This is a genomic window from Streptomyces sp. SP17BM10, assembly GCF_036322405.1.
In the GTDB taxonomy this organism is placed as follows: Bacteria; Actinomycetota; Actinomycetes; order Streptomycetales; family Streptomycetaceae; genus Kitasatospora.
On sequence record NZ_JAQYXB010000608.1, the window covers coordinates 88,312 to 106,104 of the forward strand.

13 protein-coding genes are annotated in these 17,793 nt (G+C 73.8%); 1 reads left to right on the plus strand and 12 read right to left on the minus strand.

The annotated features are described in order from the left end of the window. Position 1 precedes the first annotated feature (1 nt). The gene (locus PUR71_RS22930; RefSeq protein WP_329928958.1) at positions 2–205 is read right to left on the minus strand and encodes a hypothetical protein; all 204 of its coding nucleotides are present in this window, start codon (positions 203–205) and stop codon (positions 2–4) included. A 190-nt stretch (positions 206–395) separates the two neighbouring features. On the opposite strand from PUR71_RS22930, the gene PUR71_RS22935 reads away from it, so the two are divergent. Continuing rightward, positions 396–1,244 (plus strand): HAD family hydrolase, encoded by an 849-nt coding sequence (locus PUR71_RS22935; RefSeq protein ID WP_329928959.1) that lies wholly within the window; start codon positions 396–398, stop codon positions 1,242–1,244. Between the two features lie 142 nt (positions 1,245–1,386). On the opposite strand, the gene PUR71_RS22940 is transcribed toward PUR71_RS22935, so the two are convergent. From PUR71_RS22940 to PUR71_RS22990, 11 genes are all read right to left on the minus strand, one after another. Continuing rightward, entirely contained in the window at positions 1,387–3,195 is a 1,809-nt protein-coding gene (locus tag PUR71_RS22940; protein ID WP_329928960.1) for a sensor histidine kinase, read from the minus strand. Positions 3,196–3,249: 54 nt separating this feature from the next. Further along, the gene (cydD, locus tag PUR71_RS22945; RefSeq protein ID WP_329928961.1) at positions 3,250–6,729 is read right to left on the minus strand and encodes a thiol reductant ABC exporter subunit CydD; all 3,480 of its coding nucleotides are present in this window, start codon (positions 6,727–6,729) and stop codon (positions 3,250–3,252) included. A gap of 1 nt (position 6,730) precedes the next feature. After that, positions 6,731–7,732 (minus strand): cytochrome d ubiquinol oxidase subunit II, encoded by a 1,002-nt coding sequence (gene cydB, locus PUR71_RS22950; RefSeq protein ID WP_329928962.1) that lies wholly within the window; start codon positions 7,730–7,732, stop codon positions 6,731–6,733. 18 nt (positions 7,733–7,750) lie between these two features. Further along, positions 7,751–9,295, minus strand: a complete 1,545-nt coding sequence (locus PUR71_RS22955) for a cytochrome ubiquinol oxidase subunit I (protein ID WP_329928963.1) — start codon at positions 9,293–9,295, stop codon at positions 7,751–7,753. 251 nt (positions 9,296–9,546) lie between these two features. After that, complete coding sequence (locus PUR71_RS22960) at positions 9,547–10,908, minus strand: EF-hand domain-containing protein (protein ID WP_329928964.1); 1,362 nt, start codon at positions 10,906–10,908, stop codon at positions 9,547–9,549. A gap of 232 nt (positions 10,909–11,140) precedes the next feature. Continuing rightward, a complete protein-coding gene (locus PUR71_RS22965) occupies positions 11,141–12,670 on the minus strand; it encodes a sensor histidine kinase (protein WP_329928965.1) in 1,530 nt (509 codons plus the stop codon). A gap of 8 nt (positions 12,671–12,678) precedes the next feature. Further along, positions 12,679–13,506 carry a response regulator transcription factor gene (locus PUR71_RS22970; RefSeq protein WP_443077528.1) on the minus strand — a complete coding sequence of 276 codons (828 nt, stop codon included), beginning with the start codon at positions 13,504–13,506 and terminating at the stop codon, positions 12,679–12,681. 171 nt (positions 13,507–13,677) lie between these two features. Next, positions 13,678–14,313, minus strand: a complete 636-nt coding sequence (locus tag PUR71_RS22975; protein ID WP_329928967.1) for a hypothetical protein — start codon at positions 14,311–14,313, stop codon at positions 13,678–13,680. Between the two features lie 9 nt (positions 14,314–14,322). Then, the gene (locus tag PUR71_RS22980; protein WP_329928968.1) at positions 14,323–15,534 is read right to left on the minus strand and encodes an ABC transporter permease; all 1,212 of its coding nucleotides are present in this window, start codon (positions 15,532–15,534) and stop codon (positions 14,323–14,325) included. Then, positions 15,531–16,334 carry an ABC transporter ATP-binding protein gene (locus PUR71_RS22985; protein ID WP_329928969.1) on the minus strand — a complete coding sequence of 268 codons (804 nt, stop codon included), beginning with the start codon at positions 16,332–16,334 and terminating at the stop codon, positions 15,531–15,533. The genes PUR71_RS22980 and PUR71_RS22985 overlap by 4 nt, the downstream gene beginning before the upstream one ends. 2 nt (positions 16,335–16,336) lie before the next feature. Further along, the gene (locus tag PUR71_RS22990; RefSeq protein WP_329928970.1) at positions 16,337–17,737 is read right to left on the minus strand and encodes an efflux RND transporter periplasmic adaptor subunit; all 1,401 of its coding nucleotides are present in this window, start codon (positions 17,735–17,737) and stop codon (positions 16,337–16,339) included. Between the last annotated feature and the right edge of the window lie 56 nt (positions 17,738–17,793).

A 17,793-nucleotide genomic window follows, 5' to 3' on the forward strand; every position in this document is an offset into this window, starting at 1 on the left:
GCTACGGATGCGGACGGGTGCGCTGGGCGGGGAGCTTCGGCTCCGGCCCGGCGGGCCGGGCGGGCCCGTCCGGAGCTCCCCGGCGGGCGATCTCGGCGAGGGCGTGGAACAGGACGTCGCCGAGGAGGACGGGCTCGCGCGAGGCGGCGCAGGCTGCGGAAGGGGCGGTCGGGAGCGGCTCGTCACGAAGCTGGCGAGTGGGCATGGCTCTTCCTGCCGACGGGGTGGCCGTCTGATCGGCCATGCCGGTCCTGCCCGGAGGGCGGAAGCCGGACACCCCCGCCCCGGGCGAATCGGCCGGAAACGGCGCTTGCGGGGCCGAAAGAAGGCCGACCCGGGTCGAAGCACGCACGCCCCCGGGCCTGCGGACCTCCTCGGTGACCGGTGCCCCGCCGATGGGCGAAGATGGACCGGTGACCGAACCCCGCGCCCCCCGCCTGATCGCCACCGACCTGGACGGCACCCTGCTGTGCGGCGGCGGCACCGTCACCGACCGCACCGCCGCCGCACTCGCCGCGGCCGAGGCGGCCGGGGTGCGGGTGGTGTTCGTGACCGGGCGCCCGCCGCGCTGGATGCAGCAGGTCAGCGCGCACATCGGCGGGCACGGGGTGGCGATCTGCTCCAACGGCGGCGCGGTCGTCGACGTGCGGCGCGGCGAGCTGCTGGAGTCCTTCCCGCTGTCCGCGGAGGCCGCGCTGGCCGTGGTCGAGCTCCTGCGCGCCAAGCTGCCCGGTACGTCGTTCGCCTTCGAGTACCCGGCCGGGTTCGCCCGCGAGCCCGGGTACGAGGTGCCGATGTGGGGCGAGGACGTGGACCACCCGATCGGTCCGGCGGAGCTGCTGCTGGGGCCGGACGGGCCGGTGCACGGCCTGTTCAAGCTGCTGGCCAAGCACCCGGACCTCGACCCGGACAAGCTGCTGGGCGAGGCCCGCGAGGCCGCCGGGCACCTGGCCGAGATCACCCGCTCCGCGCCGATCCCGCTGCTGGAGATCAGCGCGCCCGGCGTCACCAAGGCCAGCACGCTGGCCCGCTGGTGCGCCGGGCACGGCATCGACCGCGCCGAGGTGGTCGCCTTCGGCGACATGCCGAACGACCTGGAGATGCTGGACTGGGCCGGCACCGCGTACGCCGTCGCCAACGCGCACCCGCAGGTGTTGGCGGCGGTGCCGCGGCACACCGTGAGCAACGAGCAGGACGGCGTCGCGGCGGTGCTGGAGCTCCTCCTCGGACTCCCCTCGGTCTGACCGGAGGACTCAGCCGGAGCGGCCGTTGACGTGGTCCGCGGTACGCCGGTCGCGCGGGCTGCCGAAGGCCTGCCCGGTCGGCCCGGCCTCGGAGCCGTGGGAGCCCTCAGAGCCCTCGGAGCCCTCGGAGCCCTCGGAGCCCTCAGAGCCGGGACGTCCAGCGGACCCTCGTGCCCTTCCCGTACGGGCCGACCTCGTGCCACGCGTCGCCGCCGAGGGCCTCGGCGCGTCGGGTGAGGTTGAGGAGGCCGCTGCGCCGGCCGCCCGCGGGGATGCCGATGCCGTCGTCGGTGACGGTGAGCAGCACCCCGGGCCGGCCACCGCGGTCGAGGGACTCCGGGTCGCCGCCGACGGGGTGTCCGGCGTCGTCGAGGTGCACGGTGGCGTCGATCTCCACGCCGACCCGGCAGGCCCGGGCGTGGCGGGCGGTGTTGGAGAGCATCTCCCTCAGTGCCGCCAGCAGTTGACGCCCGGTCCTGTCGCCGACGAGGCTCTCCACCGGCCCGACGAAGCTCACCGCGGGCTTGAAGCCGAGCGCCGCCGCGGCCTGGCTGGCCTCGCGCAGGACCCGGGTGCGCAGGGTGTCGGGGACGTCGCCGTGGTTGTCGTGCTGGAGCGCGTAGATGGTGGTGCGGACCTCCTGGATGGTGGCGTCGAGTTCGTCGACGGCCTTGCCGATGCCGACCTTCACCTCGGGCACGACGGAGCGGCGGGCGGCGCTCTCCAGGATCATCCCGGTGGCGAACAGCCGCTGGATCACCAGGTCGTGCAGGTCGCGGGCGATCCGGTCGCGGTCCTGGAAGACGGCGAGGCGCTGCTGGTCGCGCTGGCCCTCGGCGAGCCGCAGGGCGAGCGCGGCCTGGGAGGCGAAGGTCTCGGCGAGCTGCTTCTCGCTGTCGGTGAAGGGCACCGCGCCGCGCGGGCGCCAGACGCAGAGCCCGCCGAGCACCCGGCCGGCGGCGATCATCGGGACGGCCATGGACGGGCCGAAGCTGCGGGCGAGCCGGATGACCACGGTCGGGTCGCTGGACATGTCGTCGAGGTGGACGCTCTCGCCCGCGAGCAGCCGGGCCGCGAAGCTGTCCTTGGGCAGCAGCTCCCCGCGGACGAACTCGGCGGCCTCGCCGGACGCGTGGGCGACCCGCATCTGGCAGACGTCCTCGCCGTCGGCGGAGGTGGGCAGCAGGATCATGCCGAGTGCCGCGTCCGCCAGCTCCCGCACCTGCTCGGCCGCGACGGTCAGCGCGACCTCGGCCTCGTCGGTGGAGAGCAGCGCGGTGGTGACGGCGGCGGCGCCGGCGATCCAGCGCTCGCGGCGCCGGCCCTCCTCGTACAGCCGGGAGTTCTCGATGGCGACGCCGGCCGCCGCGGCGAGCGCGTTCACGACCTGCTCGTCCTCGGGGGTGAAGGCGCCACCGCCCTTCTTCTCCGTCAGGTAGAGGTTGCCGAACACCTCGTCGCGGACCCGGATCGGTTCGCCGAGGAAGGTCTTCATCTGCGGGTGGTGCGGCGGGAACCCGGAGGACCGCGGGTCGCTGCCGAGGTCGGTCAGGCGCAGCGGTTCGGGGCGGTCGATGAGCGCGCCGAGGATGCCGCGCCCGGCGGGCAGTTCGCCGATCCCGGCGGCCGTCGCGTCGTCGATGCCGACGTGGATGAAGTCGGCCAGGCCGTGCCCGCCGGGGGCGATCACGCCGAGGGCCGCGTACCGGGCGTCGACGAGTTCGGCGGCGCCGGTGGCGATGCGGTGCAGGGTGGCGTGCAGGTCCAGTCCGGCGCCGATGGAGACGACGGCCTCCAGCAGCCGCTGCATCCGGTCGGTGACGGCGGCGGCCGACTGGAGGCGTTCCGCGACCTCGGTGACCAGGGTGTCCAGGCCGAGCGAGGCGATCTCGGGCACCCGGTGCGGGGTGGGTTCCGGGGCGGCGGCGGGGAGGTCCGGCGTGGGGTCCATGGAGATGAGCCTAGTTTGTACGGTTTTCATCCGAAGGACGGCGCGGCCGAGCCGCTACCGGGCCACCAGCAGCCCGTCCGCCTCCCGCTCCCGCCGCCACATCGCGTGCAGCCGCCCGTCGCCGTCCGCGAGCAGCTGCGACCAGCGGCCCCGCTCGGCCACCCGGCCGCCGTCCAGCACGAGCACCTCGTCGACGGTGTCGTCGTCCAGCCCGGCCAGCCGGTGGGTGATCAGGACGGTGGTGCGGCCGGCGGTGGCGGCGAGCAGGTCGGCGGTGAGCGCGTCCGCGGTGGGCAGGTCGAGGTGTTCGGCCGGCTCGTCGAGGACGAGCACCGGGAAGTCGGCGAGCAGGGCGCGGGCGAGCGCGAGGCGCTGGCGCTGGCCGCCGGAGAGGCGGGCGCCGTGCTCGCCGACCATGGTGTCGAGGCCGTCGGGCAGGCCGTCCGTCCAGTCGAGCAGCCGGGCGGCGGCCAGGGCGGCGCGCAGGTCGTCCTCGTCGGCACCGGGCCGGGCGAGGCGCAGGTTCTCCCGGAGCGAGCTGTCGAAGACGTGGGCGTCCTGCGCGCAGAGACCGATCACCCGGCGGACGTCGTCGCCCGCGAGCGCGCGGCCGTCCACAGCCTGTGGACGGCCGGCGGCGAAGGTGACGCCACCCCCGCTCGGCTCCAGGAAGCGCAGCAGCGCCTGGGCGAGCGTGGTCTTGCCGGAGCCGGACGGGCCGACGACGGCGATCCGGCGCCCGGGCGTGAGGTCGAGGTCCACCCCGGCCAGGGCGTCCTCCGTCCGTCCGGGGTAGCGGACGGCCAGGCCGCGCACGGCGATCGGCAGCGGCTGCGCGGGCAGCGCCACCGGCTCGGCCGGCTCGGCGACGGCGGGTTCCGCCTCCAGCACCTCGTCCAGCCGGGCCCGCGCGGCGCGGCTGCGCTGGCGGGAGCGGACGGCGAGCGGCATCCCGGTGACGGCCTCGAACGCGGCGAGCGGGGTGAGCACGACGACGGCCAGGCAGACCGGCGCCAGCGCCCCGGCGTGCACGCCGCGCAGGCCGACGGCCGCGGCGGCGGTCACCGTCAGTCCGGCGAGCAGCGTGATCAGCCCGGTGCCGAGCGCGGTGGTGGCGGCCGAGCGGGCGGCCAGGCCGGTCAGCGCGGCGTCGGCGCCGCGGACGGCGGCCAGCCGGCCGGGCAGCGCGCCCGCGACGGTGAGTTCGGCGGTGCCGGAGAGGGCGTCGACGACGGCGGTGGTGAGCCGCCCGCGGGCCGGTGCCTGCCGCCGCTCGGCACCGGCCGACCAGCGGCCGCCCAGCGCGGGTACCACCGCACCCGCGAGCAGCAGCCCGACGCCGAGGACGACGCCGGCGGCGGGCAGGAAGGCGCCCATCGCGACGGCTGCGGCGAGCGACACGACACCGGCGACGGCGGCCGGCAGCCGCCAGCGCAGGTAGTGGTCCTGGATCGCGTCGACGTCGGCGACCAGCCGGGAGAGCAGGTCGCCGCGCCGGAACGCGGGCAGCCCGGCCGGGGCGAGCGCGGTGAGCCGCCGGTAGACGGCGGCGCGCAGCGTGCCGAGGGTGCGCAGCACGGCGTCGTGCGAGACGAGCCGCTCGGCGTACCGGAGGACGCTGCGGCCGATGCCGAACGCGCGGACGGAGGTGACGGCCATCATCAGGTAGAGCACCGGCGGCATCTCGGAGGCGTACGAGATGAGGTAGCCCGAGGTGGCCATGAGCGCGACGGCGCAGCCGAGGGCGAGCGCGCCGAGCACGATCGAGAGCGCGAGCCGGGGCGCGGCGGCGTCCGCCGGGGGCTCGTCCTCGACGGCGGTCGCGGCGACCGGCCGACCGCTGTGGGCCAGGGGCGCGATCGTGGCGGGGACGGCCGGAGCCGCGGCGCCAGCCAGCCGCACGTGCTCGTCCGCGACGGCCAGCAGCGCGGGCCGGTGGGCGACCACCAGGACCGTACGGGCCGGGTCCTCGGCGAGCGTCCGGACGGCGTCCACGACGGCCGCCTCGCAGGCGCCGTCCAGGTTGGCGGTCGGCTCGTCGAGCAGCACGAGCGGGCGGTCGGCGGCGAGCAGCACGCGGGCGAGGGCGATCCGCTGCCGCTGCCCGGCGGAGAGCCCGGCGCCGTCCTCGCCGAGCACGGCGTCCAGGTCGGTCACGAAGTCGAGCGCGTGCGCGGAGCGCAGCGCCGTCCACAGCTCGGCGTCGGCCGCCTCCGGCCGGTGCAGGCGCAGGTTCTCGGCGACCGTCCCGGCGAACAGGTGCGGGTGCTGCGGCACCCAGGCGATCTGCCGCCGCCAGGTGGCCGGGTCGAGCTCGGCGAGGTCGTACGCACGGCCGTCGGCGGCGGTGATCCGGACGGCCCCGGCGTCCGGCGCGGTGAGGCCGAGCAGGACGGACACCAGGGTGGACTTGCCGGCCCCGCTCGGTCCGGTCAGGGCGACGGTGGTTCCCGGACGCAGCGTCAGCTCCGCACCGTCCAGCGCGGGCGCCGTCCGGCCGGCGTGCCGCACGACCAGGCCGGCCGCCGTCACGGTCGCGCCGGCGAGCGCGGGCGCGGGGAGGGTCCCGGCGGCGGGCAGCGGCGTCTCCAGCACCTCGAAGATCTCGTCCGCCGCCGTCAGCCCCTCGACGCTGGAGTGGTAGAGCGCGCCGACCTGGCGGATCGGGAAGTACACCTCGGGGGCGAGGATCAGGATCAGCAGCCCGGTCTCCAGGTCGAGCGAGCCGTCCACCAGCCGGAAGCCGATGGAGACGGCGACCAGTGCGACCGACAGCGTGGAGAGCAGCTCCAGCGCGAACGAGGAGATGAACGCGATCCGCAGCGTGCGAAGGGTCGCCCGGCGGTAGTCGGCGGTGATCCTGGCGATCGTGGTCGCCTGCGCCCGCGCCCGGTTGAACACCTTGAGGGTGGGCAGGCCGGCCACCACGTCCAGGAAGTGGTGCGAGAGCCGGGCGAGGGTCTGCCACTGCCGGTCCATCCGGGACTGGGTGGCCATCCCGATCAGCACCATGAACAGCGGGATCAGCGGCAGCGTCCCGGCGATGATCGCGGCCGAGGTGAAGTCGGCCCCGGCGATCCGCAGCAGCACGATCACCGGCACGGCCACCGCGAGCGCCAACTGCGGGAGGTAGCGCGCGAAGTAGTCGTCGAGGGCGTCGACGCCGCGGGTCGCGAGGGTGGTGAGCTCGCCGGTGCGCCGGCCCGCCAGGTAGGCCGGGCCGAGGGCGGTGGCGTGCTCGAGCAGCCGGCGCCGCAGGGTGGACTTCACCCGGGCGACGGACCGGTGCGCGGTGAGCTCGGTGAGCCAGCCGACCAGCCCCCGGCCGACGGAGGTCAGCGCCAGCAGCACCAGCGGGGTGGTGAGCTCGCCGAGCGTCGCCTTCCGCTGGAAGCCGCGCACGACGATCTCGGCGAGCAGGCCCGCCTGGGCGACCACCAGGACGGCGCCCGCCCCGCCGAGGAGCACGGATCCGGCGAGGAAGACCCGGGTGGTGCGGGCGTGCCCGAGGAGCCGGGGGTCGACCGGGCGCACGTCAGTGTCCGGCCGGGATGTGCTGGACGCCGATGCGCTTGCGGAACACCCAGTACGTCCAGCCCTGGTAGAGCAACACGAGCGGGGTGAACACGGCCGCGACGATCGTCATCAGCTTCAGCGTGTACGGCGAGGACGCGGCGTTGGTGACGGTCAGGCTCCACTCGGGGTGCAGCGTCGAGGGCATGACGTTCGGGAAGAGCGCCAGGAAGAGCATCGCCACCGCGGCCACGATCGTCGCCCCTGAGAGGACGAACGCCCAGCCCTCGCGGCCGAGTCGGTTGGCCACCAGGGCGCCGGCCAGGGCCAGCACGGCGATGACCAGGGCCACCAGGCTCCGGCCGTTGCCGCTGTCGGACTGCGTCCAGACCAGGAAGACCAGGGCCAGCGCCGCCGTCACCACGCCCGCCTGCAGGGCGGCCCTGCGCGCCCGCAGCCGGATCTCGCCGACCGTCTTCAGCGCGGCGAACACCGCGCCGTGGAAGGTGAAGAGGCTGAGCGTCACCAGGCCGCCGAGCAGCGCGTACGGGTTGAGGAGGTCCCAGAGGGTGCCGACGTAGTTCTTCTGCGCGTCGATGTCCACGCCGCGCACGATGTTGGCGAAGGCCACGCCCCACAGGAAGGCCGGGATCAGCGAGGTCCAGAAGATGGCCTCCTCCCAGTTCCGCTGCCAGCGCTCGCCGTCCCGCTTGGCCCGGTACTCGAAGGCCACGCCGCGCACGATCAGGCAGACCAGGATGGCCAGCAACGGGATGTAGAAACCGCTGAACAGCGTCGCGTACCAGTCGGGGAAGGCCGCGAAGGTCGCGCCGCCGGCGGTCAGCAGCCAGACCTCGTTGCCGTCCCAGACCGGGCCGATCGTGTTGATCAGCACCCGCCGCTCGGCGGTGTTCCTGGCCAGCGGCTTGGTGAGCACGCCGATCCCGAAGTCGAAGCCCTCCAGGAAGAAGTAGCCGATCCACAGGACGGCGATCAGCACGAACCAGACGTCGTGGAGTTGCATGTCAGATCCCTGTGGTGCTCAGTAGGCGAACGCGAGCGGCTTGTCGGCGTCCTCGTCCGGGGACGGCCCGCGCAGGGTCGGGTCCACGGCCGGCGGCTGCTCGGTCACCACCGGTCCGGCCTTGGCGTACTTGACCAGCAGCCGGACCTCGATGACGGCCAGGACCGCGTACAGCAGGGTGAAGGTGGTGAGCGCCCCGATCTGGGTGCCGACGCCGACGTTGGGGGAGACCGCGCCGGCCGTCGTCATCAGGCCGAACACGGCCCAGGGCTGGCGGCCCATCTCAGTGAAGATCCAGCCGAAGCTGTTGGCGATCAGCGGGAAGCCCATGGTCAGGATGCCGATCCGCCAGCTCCACTTGGTGAGCAGCGGGCTCAGCTCGCGTGTGGGGGTCAGCATCAGCCGCGGCACCTCGGTGTCGCCGGTGCGGAACCGCGGCCGCAGGAAGAGCTTGCGCCGGGTGGTCCAGAGCCCGATCAGGCCGGCCGCGAAGGAGGTCATCCCGAAGCCGATCATGAGGCGGAAGCCCCAGAAGGTCATGAAGATGCTCGGGATGTAGTCCTTCGGGTCGCCGCCGTACTTGGCGGCCTCGGCGGCCGCGGTGTCGTTGATGCCGGGGACGGACGAACTGAAGTCGTTGTGCGCGAGGAAGGAGAGTATCCCCGGGATCTCCAGTTCGACCGAGTTGTGGCCCTTGCTGACGTCACCGATCGCGAAGACCGAGAACGGCGCCGGCGACTGGGTGTCCCACAGCGCCTCGGCTGCGGCCATCTTCATCGGCTGCTGCTCGAACATCACCTTGCCCAGCGAGTCACCGCTGATCGCGGTGCCCAGGCCGAAGACGACGGCCAGCACCAGCCCGAGCCGCAGCGAGGTGCGCATCACGGCGGTCTTCTCGGGGTCGGCGGTCTCAGGCCTCCGCTTGGCCTTCCAGAGGTGGAAGGACGCGATGCCGACCATGAAGGCCGCGCCGGTGAGGAAGGCCGCGGTCAGGGTGTGCGCGACGACGGTGAGGGTGGTGTTCTGGAACAGCACCTTGGTGATGTCGGTGAGCTGCGCCTTGCCGGTGACCGGGTCGATCGCGTAGCCGACCGGGTGCTGCATCCAGGAGTTGGCGGCGAGGATGAAGTAGGAGGAGAGCACGGTGCCGAGGGCGACCATCCACATGCAGGCGCAGTGGATCCTCTTCGGCAGCTTGTCCCAGCCGAAGATCCACAGCCCGATGAAGGTCGACTCGAAGAAGAAGGCGATCAGCGCCTCCATCGCGAGCGGGACCCCGAAGACGTCGCCCACGAACCGGGAGTAGTCCGACCAGTTCATCCCGAACTGGAACTCCTGGACGATGCCGGTGACCACGCCCATCGCGATGTTGATCAGGAAGAGCTTCCCCCAGAACTTCGTGGCGTGGAAGTACTTCTCCTTGTTCGTCCGCACCCAGGCGGTCTCCAGCCCGGCCACGATGGCGGCCAGGCTGATGGTGAGGGGGACGAAGAGGAAGTGGTAGACGGTGGTGATGCCGAATTGCCATCTGGCGATGGTTTCGTGAGCGATTGCCAGTTCCACGTCGCCCTCTCTCCAACCTGCCCCTTCGGGCACATTCAGGACAAACTTCTTCTATAGCCGTAGACCGTTGCCCAACCACACAAGCTTGTCCGCTTGTGAACGTGAACACGTTCACAAGGGCAGTATCCATCATCCTTACGAGTGACCCCCACCCGGGGTGGGGTCCAGTTCCGCCACCGGATTCGGACGAACCGGCCCTTGACATGCCGGAGCCCCGCACCACCCGGTGGTGCGGGGCTCGACCCTCTCGGCTACGGGCGGCCGAGCAACTGGGTGCCCGGGACGGAAGAGGCGCGGGCGGTGAAGAAATCGGTGAAGCCGCGCAGGAACTCCTCGAGGGTGATCCGGCCGTCCCCGTCGGTGTCCAGCCGGCGGAAGCCGTGGGAGAGTTCGGCCGGGTGGACGCGGGGGCCGCCGAAGACCGCGCGGTACTCGTCGGCGTCCAGGTGACCGTTGCCGTCGGTGTCGGCCGCGGCGAAGACGGCACGCAGCGCGGGCAGCAGGCCGGCCTCCAGGTAGGCCGGGTCGCGGTCGCAGCCGGCGATGGTGGCGGCGACGAACTCCTCGCGGCTCACCTTGCCGTCGCCGTCGGCGTCCATGCTCTCCCGCAGCTGCTCCCACCAGCCCTCGAAGGCCGAGTGGACGGCGGCCTCGCCGGCGTCGTCGAGCTCCAGCTGCCAGCACACGTTGTGGGCCATCGCCCGCAGGTCGTGCACCGTGAGGTGGCCGTCGCCGGTCTGGTCGAGCACCTCGCGGAAGAACTGGTCCAGCCGGGGCCGGCGGGTGTCCCGCCGCGTCGGGCGCCAGCGGGCCGGCGGGCGCTGCTCGGGCGAGCGGTGGCGCAGGTGGTCCGGCAGGCGGCGCAGCACACCGCCGGCGCCGCGGTGCAGCAGCCACGACAGGAGCGCGGCGCGGCGGGTGCGGACCAGGCCGAAGCGCTCCCGGACGACGGGCGGCAGGTCGGCGACCGTCAGCGCCGTCACCACCCGGGCCACCACCGCCCGCACGGCCCGCCACCCGCGGTCCCCGAGGAAGCGGAGCCGGCGCGGCCGGGGCGCCTCGCGCAGGATGTCGAAGAGCAGGTAGCGCGCCGACTCGGTGAACTCCAGCCGCTCCCGCGCCATCCGGGTGAAGTAGCCCCGCAAGTCGGCTGCGGTCGCAGGGAGTTCACCATCGGGTAGCTCGAAGGCCGCAACCGCATCCGTGAACTCGGCGTAGGCGGCGGCGAGTTCGCCCGCGTCGTACCGGTCGCCGCCCAGCTCCCGCATGGTGACGACGGCTTCGAAGAGCGTCAGCAGCACCCACGCCCTGGTCTCCGGATCCTTCGCGTCGTACGCCCGGCCGTCCGCGTCCGTGCCGCGGATCCGCTTGTGCGCCCGCTCCAGCCGCGCGACCTCCCGCCGCAGCGCGTCCGCGTCCTGGTAGAACAGCCGCCGCCCGCTCCCCAGCGTATGTTCCACCCGCCGCCACGGATGCGCGTGGTACGTCGAGTGCTCGTCCATCCCCGCACCCACCACCGGATGCGCCGCCTGCAACACCAGCAGCCGCCACGCGACCAGAGCCACCCGCCACTCGGCCAGGTCCTGCCGGAACGACACCCCTGCCTCAGCCACACCGCTCCCCGGTGCTCTCGGGCCCGATCGCGAACACCGCGGACTTCCACATCTCCCACAGCACCTGGTCCCGGTCCACGATGGTCTCCTCGGCAGCAAGCACGCTCATTCGAGACATCTCTCTCCCGTCCCGTGTGGTGAGCCCGCGCGATCTCGCACAAGCAACAGCCGCACGGTCGCACACGAGCGAGGAGCCACCCGGGGGAATAAGCCGACGTTCACCCGATCGGGGTCAGGCGGGCTGCGTCGTGGGGAGTTCGACGCGGAAGGTGGCGCCGGAGCCGGGGGCGGTCTGGAGGGTGAGGGTGCCGCCGTGGGCGTGGGTGAGGGCGGTGGCGATGGCGAGGCCGAGGCCGGCGCCGCCGCCGTCCTGGCGGCTGCGGGAGGCGTCGACGCGGTAGAAGCGCTCGAAGACCTGGAGGGCCTGCTCCTCGGTGAGGCCGGGGCCGGAGTCGGCGACCTCCAGGAGGCACACGCCGTCCGGGCCGCCGCCGACGCCTATCCGGACGGGGGTGCCGGGCGGGGTGTGCTTGACGGCGTTGCCGACCAGGTTGGTGACGACCTGGCGCAGCCGCGCCTCGTCGCCGAGGACCGGGGCCGCGCCGGGGGCACCCGTCCCGGCCGGACCGGTGAGGGCGACCGGGCGGGTCGGGTCGAGGGCGGTCAGGTCGTGCAGGGCGTCGGCGGCGAGGGTGCGCAGGTCCATCGGGGCGAGGTCGAGCGGGCGTTCCTCGTCGAGCCGGGCGAGCACGAGGAGGTCCTCGACGAGGGTGCCCATGCGCACGGCCTCGCTCTCGATCCGGGTCATGGTGCGCCGCACGTCCTCCTCGGTGGGCAGCGCGCCCATCCGGTACAGCTCGGTGAAGCCGCGGATGCCGGCCAGCGGGGTGCGCAGTTCGTGCGAGGCGTCGGCGATGAACCGCCGCATGCGGGCCTCGGACTCGGCGCGGGCGGCGAACGCGGCCTCGATCTGGGTGAGCATCCCGTTGAGCGCGATGGACAGCCGCCCGACCTCGGTGCGCGACGAGGGTCCGGGCATGCGGTGGGAGAGTTCGCCGGCGGCGATGCGGGCGGCGCCGGCCTCGATGGTGCGCAGCGGGCGCAGTCCGGTGCGCACGGCGAAGAAGCCGAGGGCGGCGATGAGGACGAACACGGCGCCGCCGATGGCGAGGAAGGAGGTGCGGAGCTTGCGGATGGTCGCGTCGATGTCCTCGCGGGAGACGGCGACCATCAGGTAGGTGGGGGTGACCTGCGGCGAGGCGTAGGCGCCGGCGGTGGCGGGGGCGGACCGCTGCGGCTGGAGCGGCAGGACGAGCACCCGCCAGGTGCGGTGGCCGCGCTGGTCGGGCAGGTCGAAGGGGACGTCGGGGGCGGTGGCGGCGGGGTCGAGCCCGGCGAGCTGGGGCGCCGGGTCGGTGTCGGAGACGGGCTGGCGCATGACGCCCTGCACCTTGCCGTCGGAGGAGAGGTACTGCACCAGGTACTGGCTGGGCAGGTACTGGCCGCGCCGTCCGGCGCCCTGGGCGGGCCGGCCGGGGACGTCGGGCGGGCTGAGCTTGCCCGCGGGCCGGTGGGACAGCGCCGGCCCGTAGCGCTGGAGCTGCTGGTCGATCTGCTCGACGAGCTGCACCCGGACGGTGCCGAGCACGATGGTGTCGCTGACCACGAGCCCGGTGGTGACGAGCGCGAGGGCGAGCACGAGCAGCCGGGCGCGCAGCGAGAGCCGGGAGGTGAAGCGGGCCAGCAGCGGACGGACGGGCACGGCGCGGGTCAGCCCTGCGGGGGCCGGCGCAGCGCGTAGCCGATGCCGCGGACGGTGTGGATCAGCTTGGGGCCGTGGGCGGGACCGGAGTCGAGCTTGCGGCGCAGGTAGGAGATGTAGGACTCGACGATGGAGAGGTCGCCGCCGAAGTCGTAGGCCCACACGTGGTCGAGGATCTGGGCCTTGGAGACGACCCGGCCGACGTTGGCCATCAGGTAGTGCAGCAGCTTGAACTCGGTCGGCGAGAGCGAGACCGGGATGCCGCCGCGGGTGACCTCGTGGGCGACGGGGTCGAGGCTGAGGTCGGCCACGATCAGCCGGCCGTCCTCGGCGGGGCCGCCGGCCCGGCGCAGGATGGCGCGGATCCGGGCGATCAGCTCCTCGAGGCTGAACGGCTTGGTGACGTAGTCGTCGGCACCCGCGGCGAGGCCCTGGACCTTGTCGCCGACGCCGTCCTTGGCGGTGAGGAAGAGCACCGGGAGGTGGTCGCCGGGGTGGCCGTGGGCGGGGCCGGCGATCTGGCCGCGGCTGGTCTGCTCGCGCAGCTTCTCGACGACGGTGAAACCGTCGAGGTCGGGGAGCATGACGTCGAGGACGACGAGGTCGGGGCGCTCGTCGGCGATCAGCCGCAGGGCCTCGGTGCCGGTCGCGGCGGAGGCGACCCGGAAGCCGGAGAACCGCAGCGAGGCGGAGAGCAGTTCGCGGATGTTGGGCTCGTCGTCGACGACGAGGAGGAAGGCCTCGCCCGGGCCGCCGGCCACCGCGGAGCCGCCTGGTGTGGTCACAGTGCCTTGCACGGGGGTTTCGCCTCCCGGTCGGACGATGGCGTTCAGCATGAGGCTAGCCCCCGGAGGCTATGCGGCATGGATGAATGTTGGATTAACACCTTATCGGTCGGTTTTTGCGCGACAGGCCCGCAGGGGCGGGCTGGGTGGTGTGCGCACGGGAGACCGCGAGGCCCCGACCCGTCTCGGGCGAGGGCCTCGCGGACGTCCGGGGCCGCGGGGTCAGCCGCCGGACGGGTTCCTGGCGCCGCCGCCGAAACCGCCGCCACCACCACCGAAGCCGCCCGCGGCCGCGGCGCCTTCGACGAGCTGGGTGGCCGCGTAGCCGCCGCCGGCGTCGGGGGTGCCGACGACGGTCACGCTCTGGCCGGGCTGCAGGTCCGCGACCTTGCCGTCCTTGGTGAGCTGGACCTTCGTCGCGTCGCCGGTGGTGACCTTGACGGTGTTGCCGTTGGCGTCGGTCAGGTAGACGGTCGTGCCGTCCACCGCCTTCACGGTGCCGCGCGTGAAGCCGGTCTGCCCGCCCTGGCCCTGCCCCTGACCGCCCTGGCCGCCCTGGCCGCCGCGGCGTGAGCCGCCGCCGCCCTGGCCGCCCTGGCCGTACCCGCCGCCCGCCGCGGCGCGCTGGGAGGCGCCGGCGGAGGCCCGGGACGAGGAGGAGGTCGAACCGTGGTCCTGCTGGTACCAGACCCCGCCCGCGAACGCGCCGGTGGCGATCACGCCGCCCGCGAGGAGGAGCGAGAGCCAGGGCAGCGGCCGGCGCGGCGGCGCGGCCAGTTCGGCGGCGACGTCCCGGGCGTCCGGCGGGGTGGCGAGCAGGGCGACCTGTTCGGCCGGGGTGCTGTGCTGGTCGGTCATGGTCGTGTCCTACTCGTGCCGGAGGGCGTCGATCGGGCGCAGCGAGGCGGCCCGGTTGGCGGGGTAGCTGCCGAAGAAGAGCCCGATGGCGACGGCGATGCCGAACGCGCCGAGCACCGACTCGGGGATCACCACCGGCTTGATGCCGACGATGCTGAAGTGCGCGCCGGCGATCCCGGCCGCGACCCCCAGCCCGGCGCCGATCACCGACAGCAGGGTGGACTCGGTCAGGAACTGCCCGAGGATCACCGCGCGCGGGGCGCCGAGCGCCTTGCGGATGCCGATCTCCCGGGTCCGCTCGGTCACCGTGACGAGCATGATGTTGGTGATCCCGATCCCGCCGACCAGCAGCGAGATCGCGGCCACCGCGCCGAGCAGGACGGTGAACGTCCTGGTCGTGCTCTCGCGGGCGGTGAGCAGCGAGGCCTGGTTGGTGATCCGGAAGTCCGCCTTGGCCGGGTCGGCGATCGCGTGGGCCGCGAGCAGCACCCGGGTGATCTCGGACTGGGCCGCCGTCGTGCTGTCGGCCGAGGCGGCCTGCACGAGGATCTGGTTGACCGGGCCGAAGCCGGTGAAGGCGTTCTGGACGGTGGGCAGCGGTGCGATCAGGACGTCGTCCGGGTCGGTGAAGCCGCTGCCGCCCTTGGCCTGGAGCACGCCGACCACGGTGAAGGGGGTGCCCCCGACGGTGATCCTCTTCCCGACCGGGTCCTCGGTGTCGAACAGCTGCTTGGCGGTGGTGGCGCCGAGCACCGCGACCTTGCGCGAGCCGAGGACGTCGTCCTCGGTGAAGTACTCGCCGTGCGCGACCTTCTGGTTGGAGGTCTCGAAGTAGGCGGGGTAGGTGCCGACGACCGAGCCGGGGCTGTACGAGACGTCGCCGTACAGCGCGGTGGCGCTGGTGGTGACGACCGGCGCGACGGACTTGACCGCGGCCGGGTCGGCCCCGGTCGCCAGTGCCCTGGCATCGGCGACCGTCAGCTTCTTCACCGACGAGGTGGCGCGCGAGCCGCCGTTGGCCGAACCCGAGCTGACGGTGAGGGCGTTGGTGCCGAGCGAGGTGATGGAGTCCTTCACCGCGACCGACGAGCCGTTGCCGACGGCGAGCAGCAGGATCACCGAGGCGACGCCGATCAGCACGCCGAGCATGGTGAGCGCCGAGCGCACCTTGTTGGCGGCGAGGCCGCCGACCGCGAAGCGGAGCATCTGCCAGAGGATCACGCCGGCACCCCCGCGGGGTGCAGCATCGGCGGCGGCCCGTCCACCGGCGCCTGCCGGACGTCGCTGACGATCTGGCCGTCGACGAGCCGCAGCACCCGCTTGGCGTGCCGGGCGACCTCGTCCTCGTGGGTGATCAGGACGACGGTGCGGCCGGTGGCGTTGAGCCCGTCGATGATGGCCAGCACGTCCTCGGTGGCGCGGCTGTCCAGGTTGCCGGTGGGTTCGTCGGCGAGCAGCATCGCGGGCGCGGTGACCAGCGCCCGGGCCACGGCGACGCGCTGCTGCTGGCCGCCGGAGAGCTCGTTGGGCCGGTGGCCGGCCCGGTCGGCGAGGCCGACCAGGCTGAGCGCGGCGAGCGCCCGGCGGCGCCGCTCGGCGGCGCGCACGCCCGCGTAGGCGAGCGGCAGCTCGACCTGGGCGAGGGCGGTGGTGCGCGGCACCAGGTTGAACGACTGGAAGATGAAGCCGATCTTGCGGTTGCGCACGAGCGAGAGCTGGCCCTCGTCGAGGTGGCCGACGTCGATGCCGTCCAGCTGGTAGCTGCCGGCGGTGGGGACGTCGAGGCAGCCGAGGATGTTCATCAGGGTGGACTTGCCGGAGCCGGAGCTGCCCATCACCGCGACGTAGTCGCCCTGCTCGATGTCCAGGGCGACGCCGAGCGGCGCGCCGGTGGCCGGGTCGGCCGGGCCGCGCAGCGCGTGCACGGTGGCGTCTCCGTGGCCGTAGGCCTTGGTGAGCCGGCGGATCCGGATGACGGGCGGCGGCGCCGCGGGCACCCGGTTGTCGATGACGTGACGCATGCTCAGCCCTTACCGCCGCGACCGCCGCCGGTGCCGCCGCCGCCCGGGATGCCGGCGGCACCGGCACCGCCGCCGAAGCCGGCCCCGCCGCGGCCGCCCTGGCCGCCCTGGCCGCCGCCGAGCCCCGGGAAGGAGCCGTTCGGGAAACCGTTCCCGGCGCTGGTGGTGGGGAGTTCGACCTTGTCGCCCTCCTTGAGCCCGGTGAGCACCTGCACGGTGCTGTCGCCCTCGACGCCGACCCCGACGCTCACCCGCTGGGTGGAGCCGTCCGGCTGCACGACGCTCGCCGTCCGGCTGGTGCCGGTGCCGGAGAGCGCGGAGGTGGGCAGCGAGAGCGCGTTGTCGGCCTCGCCGGTGACGACCGAGACGGTCGCGCTGAGGCCGGTGCGCAGGGTGCTGGTGTCGCCGCTGATCTGCAGCGTCGCCGCGTACTGGACGGCCGCCGCACCGGCGCTGCCGCCGCTGCTGCTGGGCAGCGAACTGACCGACAGGACGGTCGCGTTGAGCTTGGTGTCGGACTGAGCGTTCAGGGTGACGGTGGCCGCCTCGCCCTTCTTGAGCTTGAGCGAGTCGAGCTCGGAGAAGTTGGCGGTGACCTGCATCCCGGTCGGGTTGGTCAGCACGATGAAGCCGCTCGGCGTGCTGCTGCCCGAACCCGCGCTCGTGCCGGTCGACTTGGCCGATCCCGAGCTGCCCGAAGCACCCGATGAGGTGCTGGCGACGGTGTCGCCGACCTTCGCGGAGACGGAGGCGACGGTGCCGTCGACCGAGGCGGTGAGCGTCGTGCCGGCCAGCGCCGCCTGGGCGTTGGCGAGGTTGGTCTGCGCGGTGGCGAGCTGCTGCTGGGCCTGGGCGACGGCCGCGTCGTCGACCTTGGTGGTGGTGACGGTGGTGGTCTGCGGAACGGGCGCGCTGTTCCCGCCCGGTCCGCGGCCCCCGGCGCCGGCGCTCGGGCTGGGGCTGGGGCTCGCGGCGCCGCTCTGGGGCAGCGGCTCGACGGTCGTGGTGGTGACGCCGGCCTGGGCCTTGGCCAGGTTGGCGCTGGCCGTGGTGAGCGCCGCGTTGGCCGCGTCCACCTGCTGCTGGGCCGCGGTGGTGTCGACGGTGGCCAGCACCTGGCCCTTCTTCACGGCGTCCCCGACGGCGACCTTGACCGCGGTGAGCCGGCCGCCGGTGGTGAAGTCCTGGGCGGCGTCGGTGGGCGACACCAGCGTGCCGGTTCCCGACACGGTGGCCAGGACCGTCCCCTTGGCCACCGTCGCGGTCCGGACCTTCGGCTGTCCGGCGGCCGCGCTCGGCCCGCTGTTCACGGTGGTGTACACCAGGGCGGCGCCGCCGAGCAGGGCCACGCCCAGGGCGGAGTTGACGAGGACGGCGCCTCGCCGTCGTGGGAGCACCTTCATGGCGGACAGCTTCGCCGGGCGCTCTTGCGTGGACCTGGGAGCGGGCTGGGAGGACA

Excerpts from the sequence above, each read along its gene's own strand:
- PUR71_RS22930 (WP_329928958.1), bottom strand. The coding sequence starts at position 205 with ATGCCCACTCGCCAGCTTCGTGACGAGCCGCTCCCGACCGCCCCTTCC.
- PUR71_RS22935 (WP_329928959.1), top strand. The coding sequence starts at position 396 with ATGGGCGAAGATGGACCGGTGACCGAACCCCGCGCCCCCCGCCTGATC.
- PUR71_RS22940 (WP_329928960.1), bottom strand. The coding sequence starts at position 3,195 with ATGGACCCCACGCCGGACCTCCCCGCCGCCGCCCCGGAACCCACCCCG.
- cydB (WP_329928962.1), bottom strand. The coding sequence starts at position 7,732 with ATGCAACTCCACGACGTCTGGTTCGTGCTGATCGCCGTCCTGTGGATC.
- PUR71_RS22970 (WP_443077528.1), bottom strand. The coding sequence starts at position 13,506 with ATGCTGAACGCCATCGTCCGACCGGGAGGCGAAACCCCCGTGCAAGGC.
- PUR71_RS22975 (WP_329928967.1), bottom strand. The coding sequence starts at position 14,313 with ATGACCGACCAGCACAGCACCCCGGCCGAACAGGTCGCCCTGCTCGCC.
- PUR71_RS22985 (WP_329928969.1), bottom strand. The coding sequence starts at position 16,334 with ATGCGTCACGTCATCGACAACCGGGTGCCCGCGGCGCCGCCGCCCGTC.
- PUR71_RS22990 (WP_329928970.1), bottom strand. The coding sequence starts at position 17,737 with ATGAAGGTGCTCCCACGACGGCGAGGCGCCGTCCTCGTCAACTCCGCC.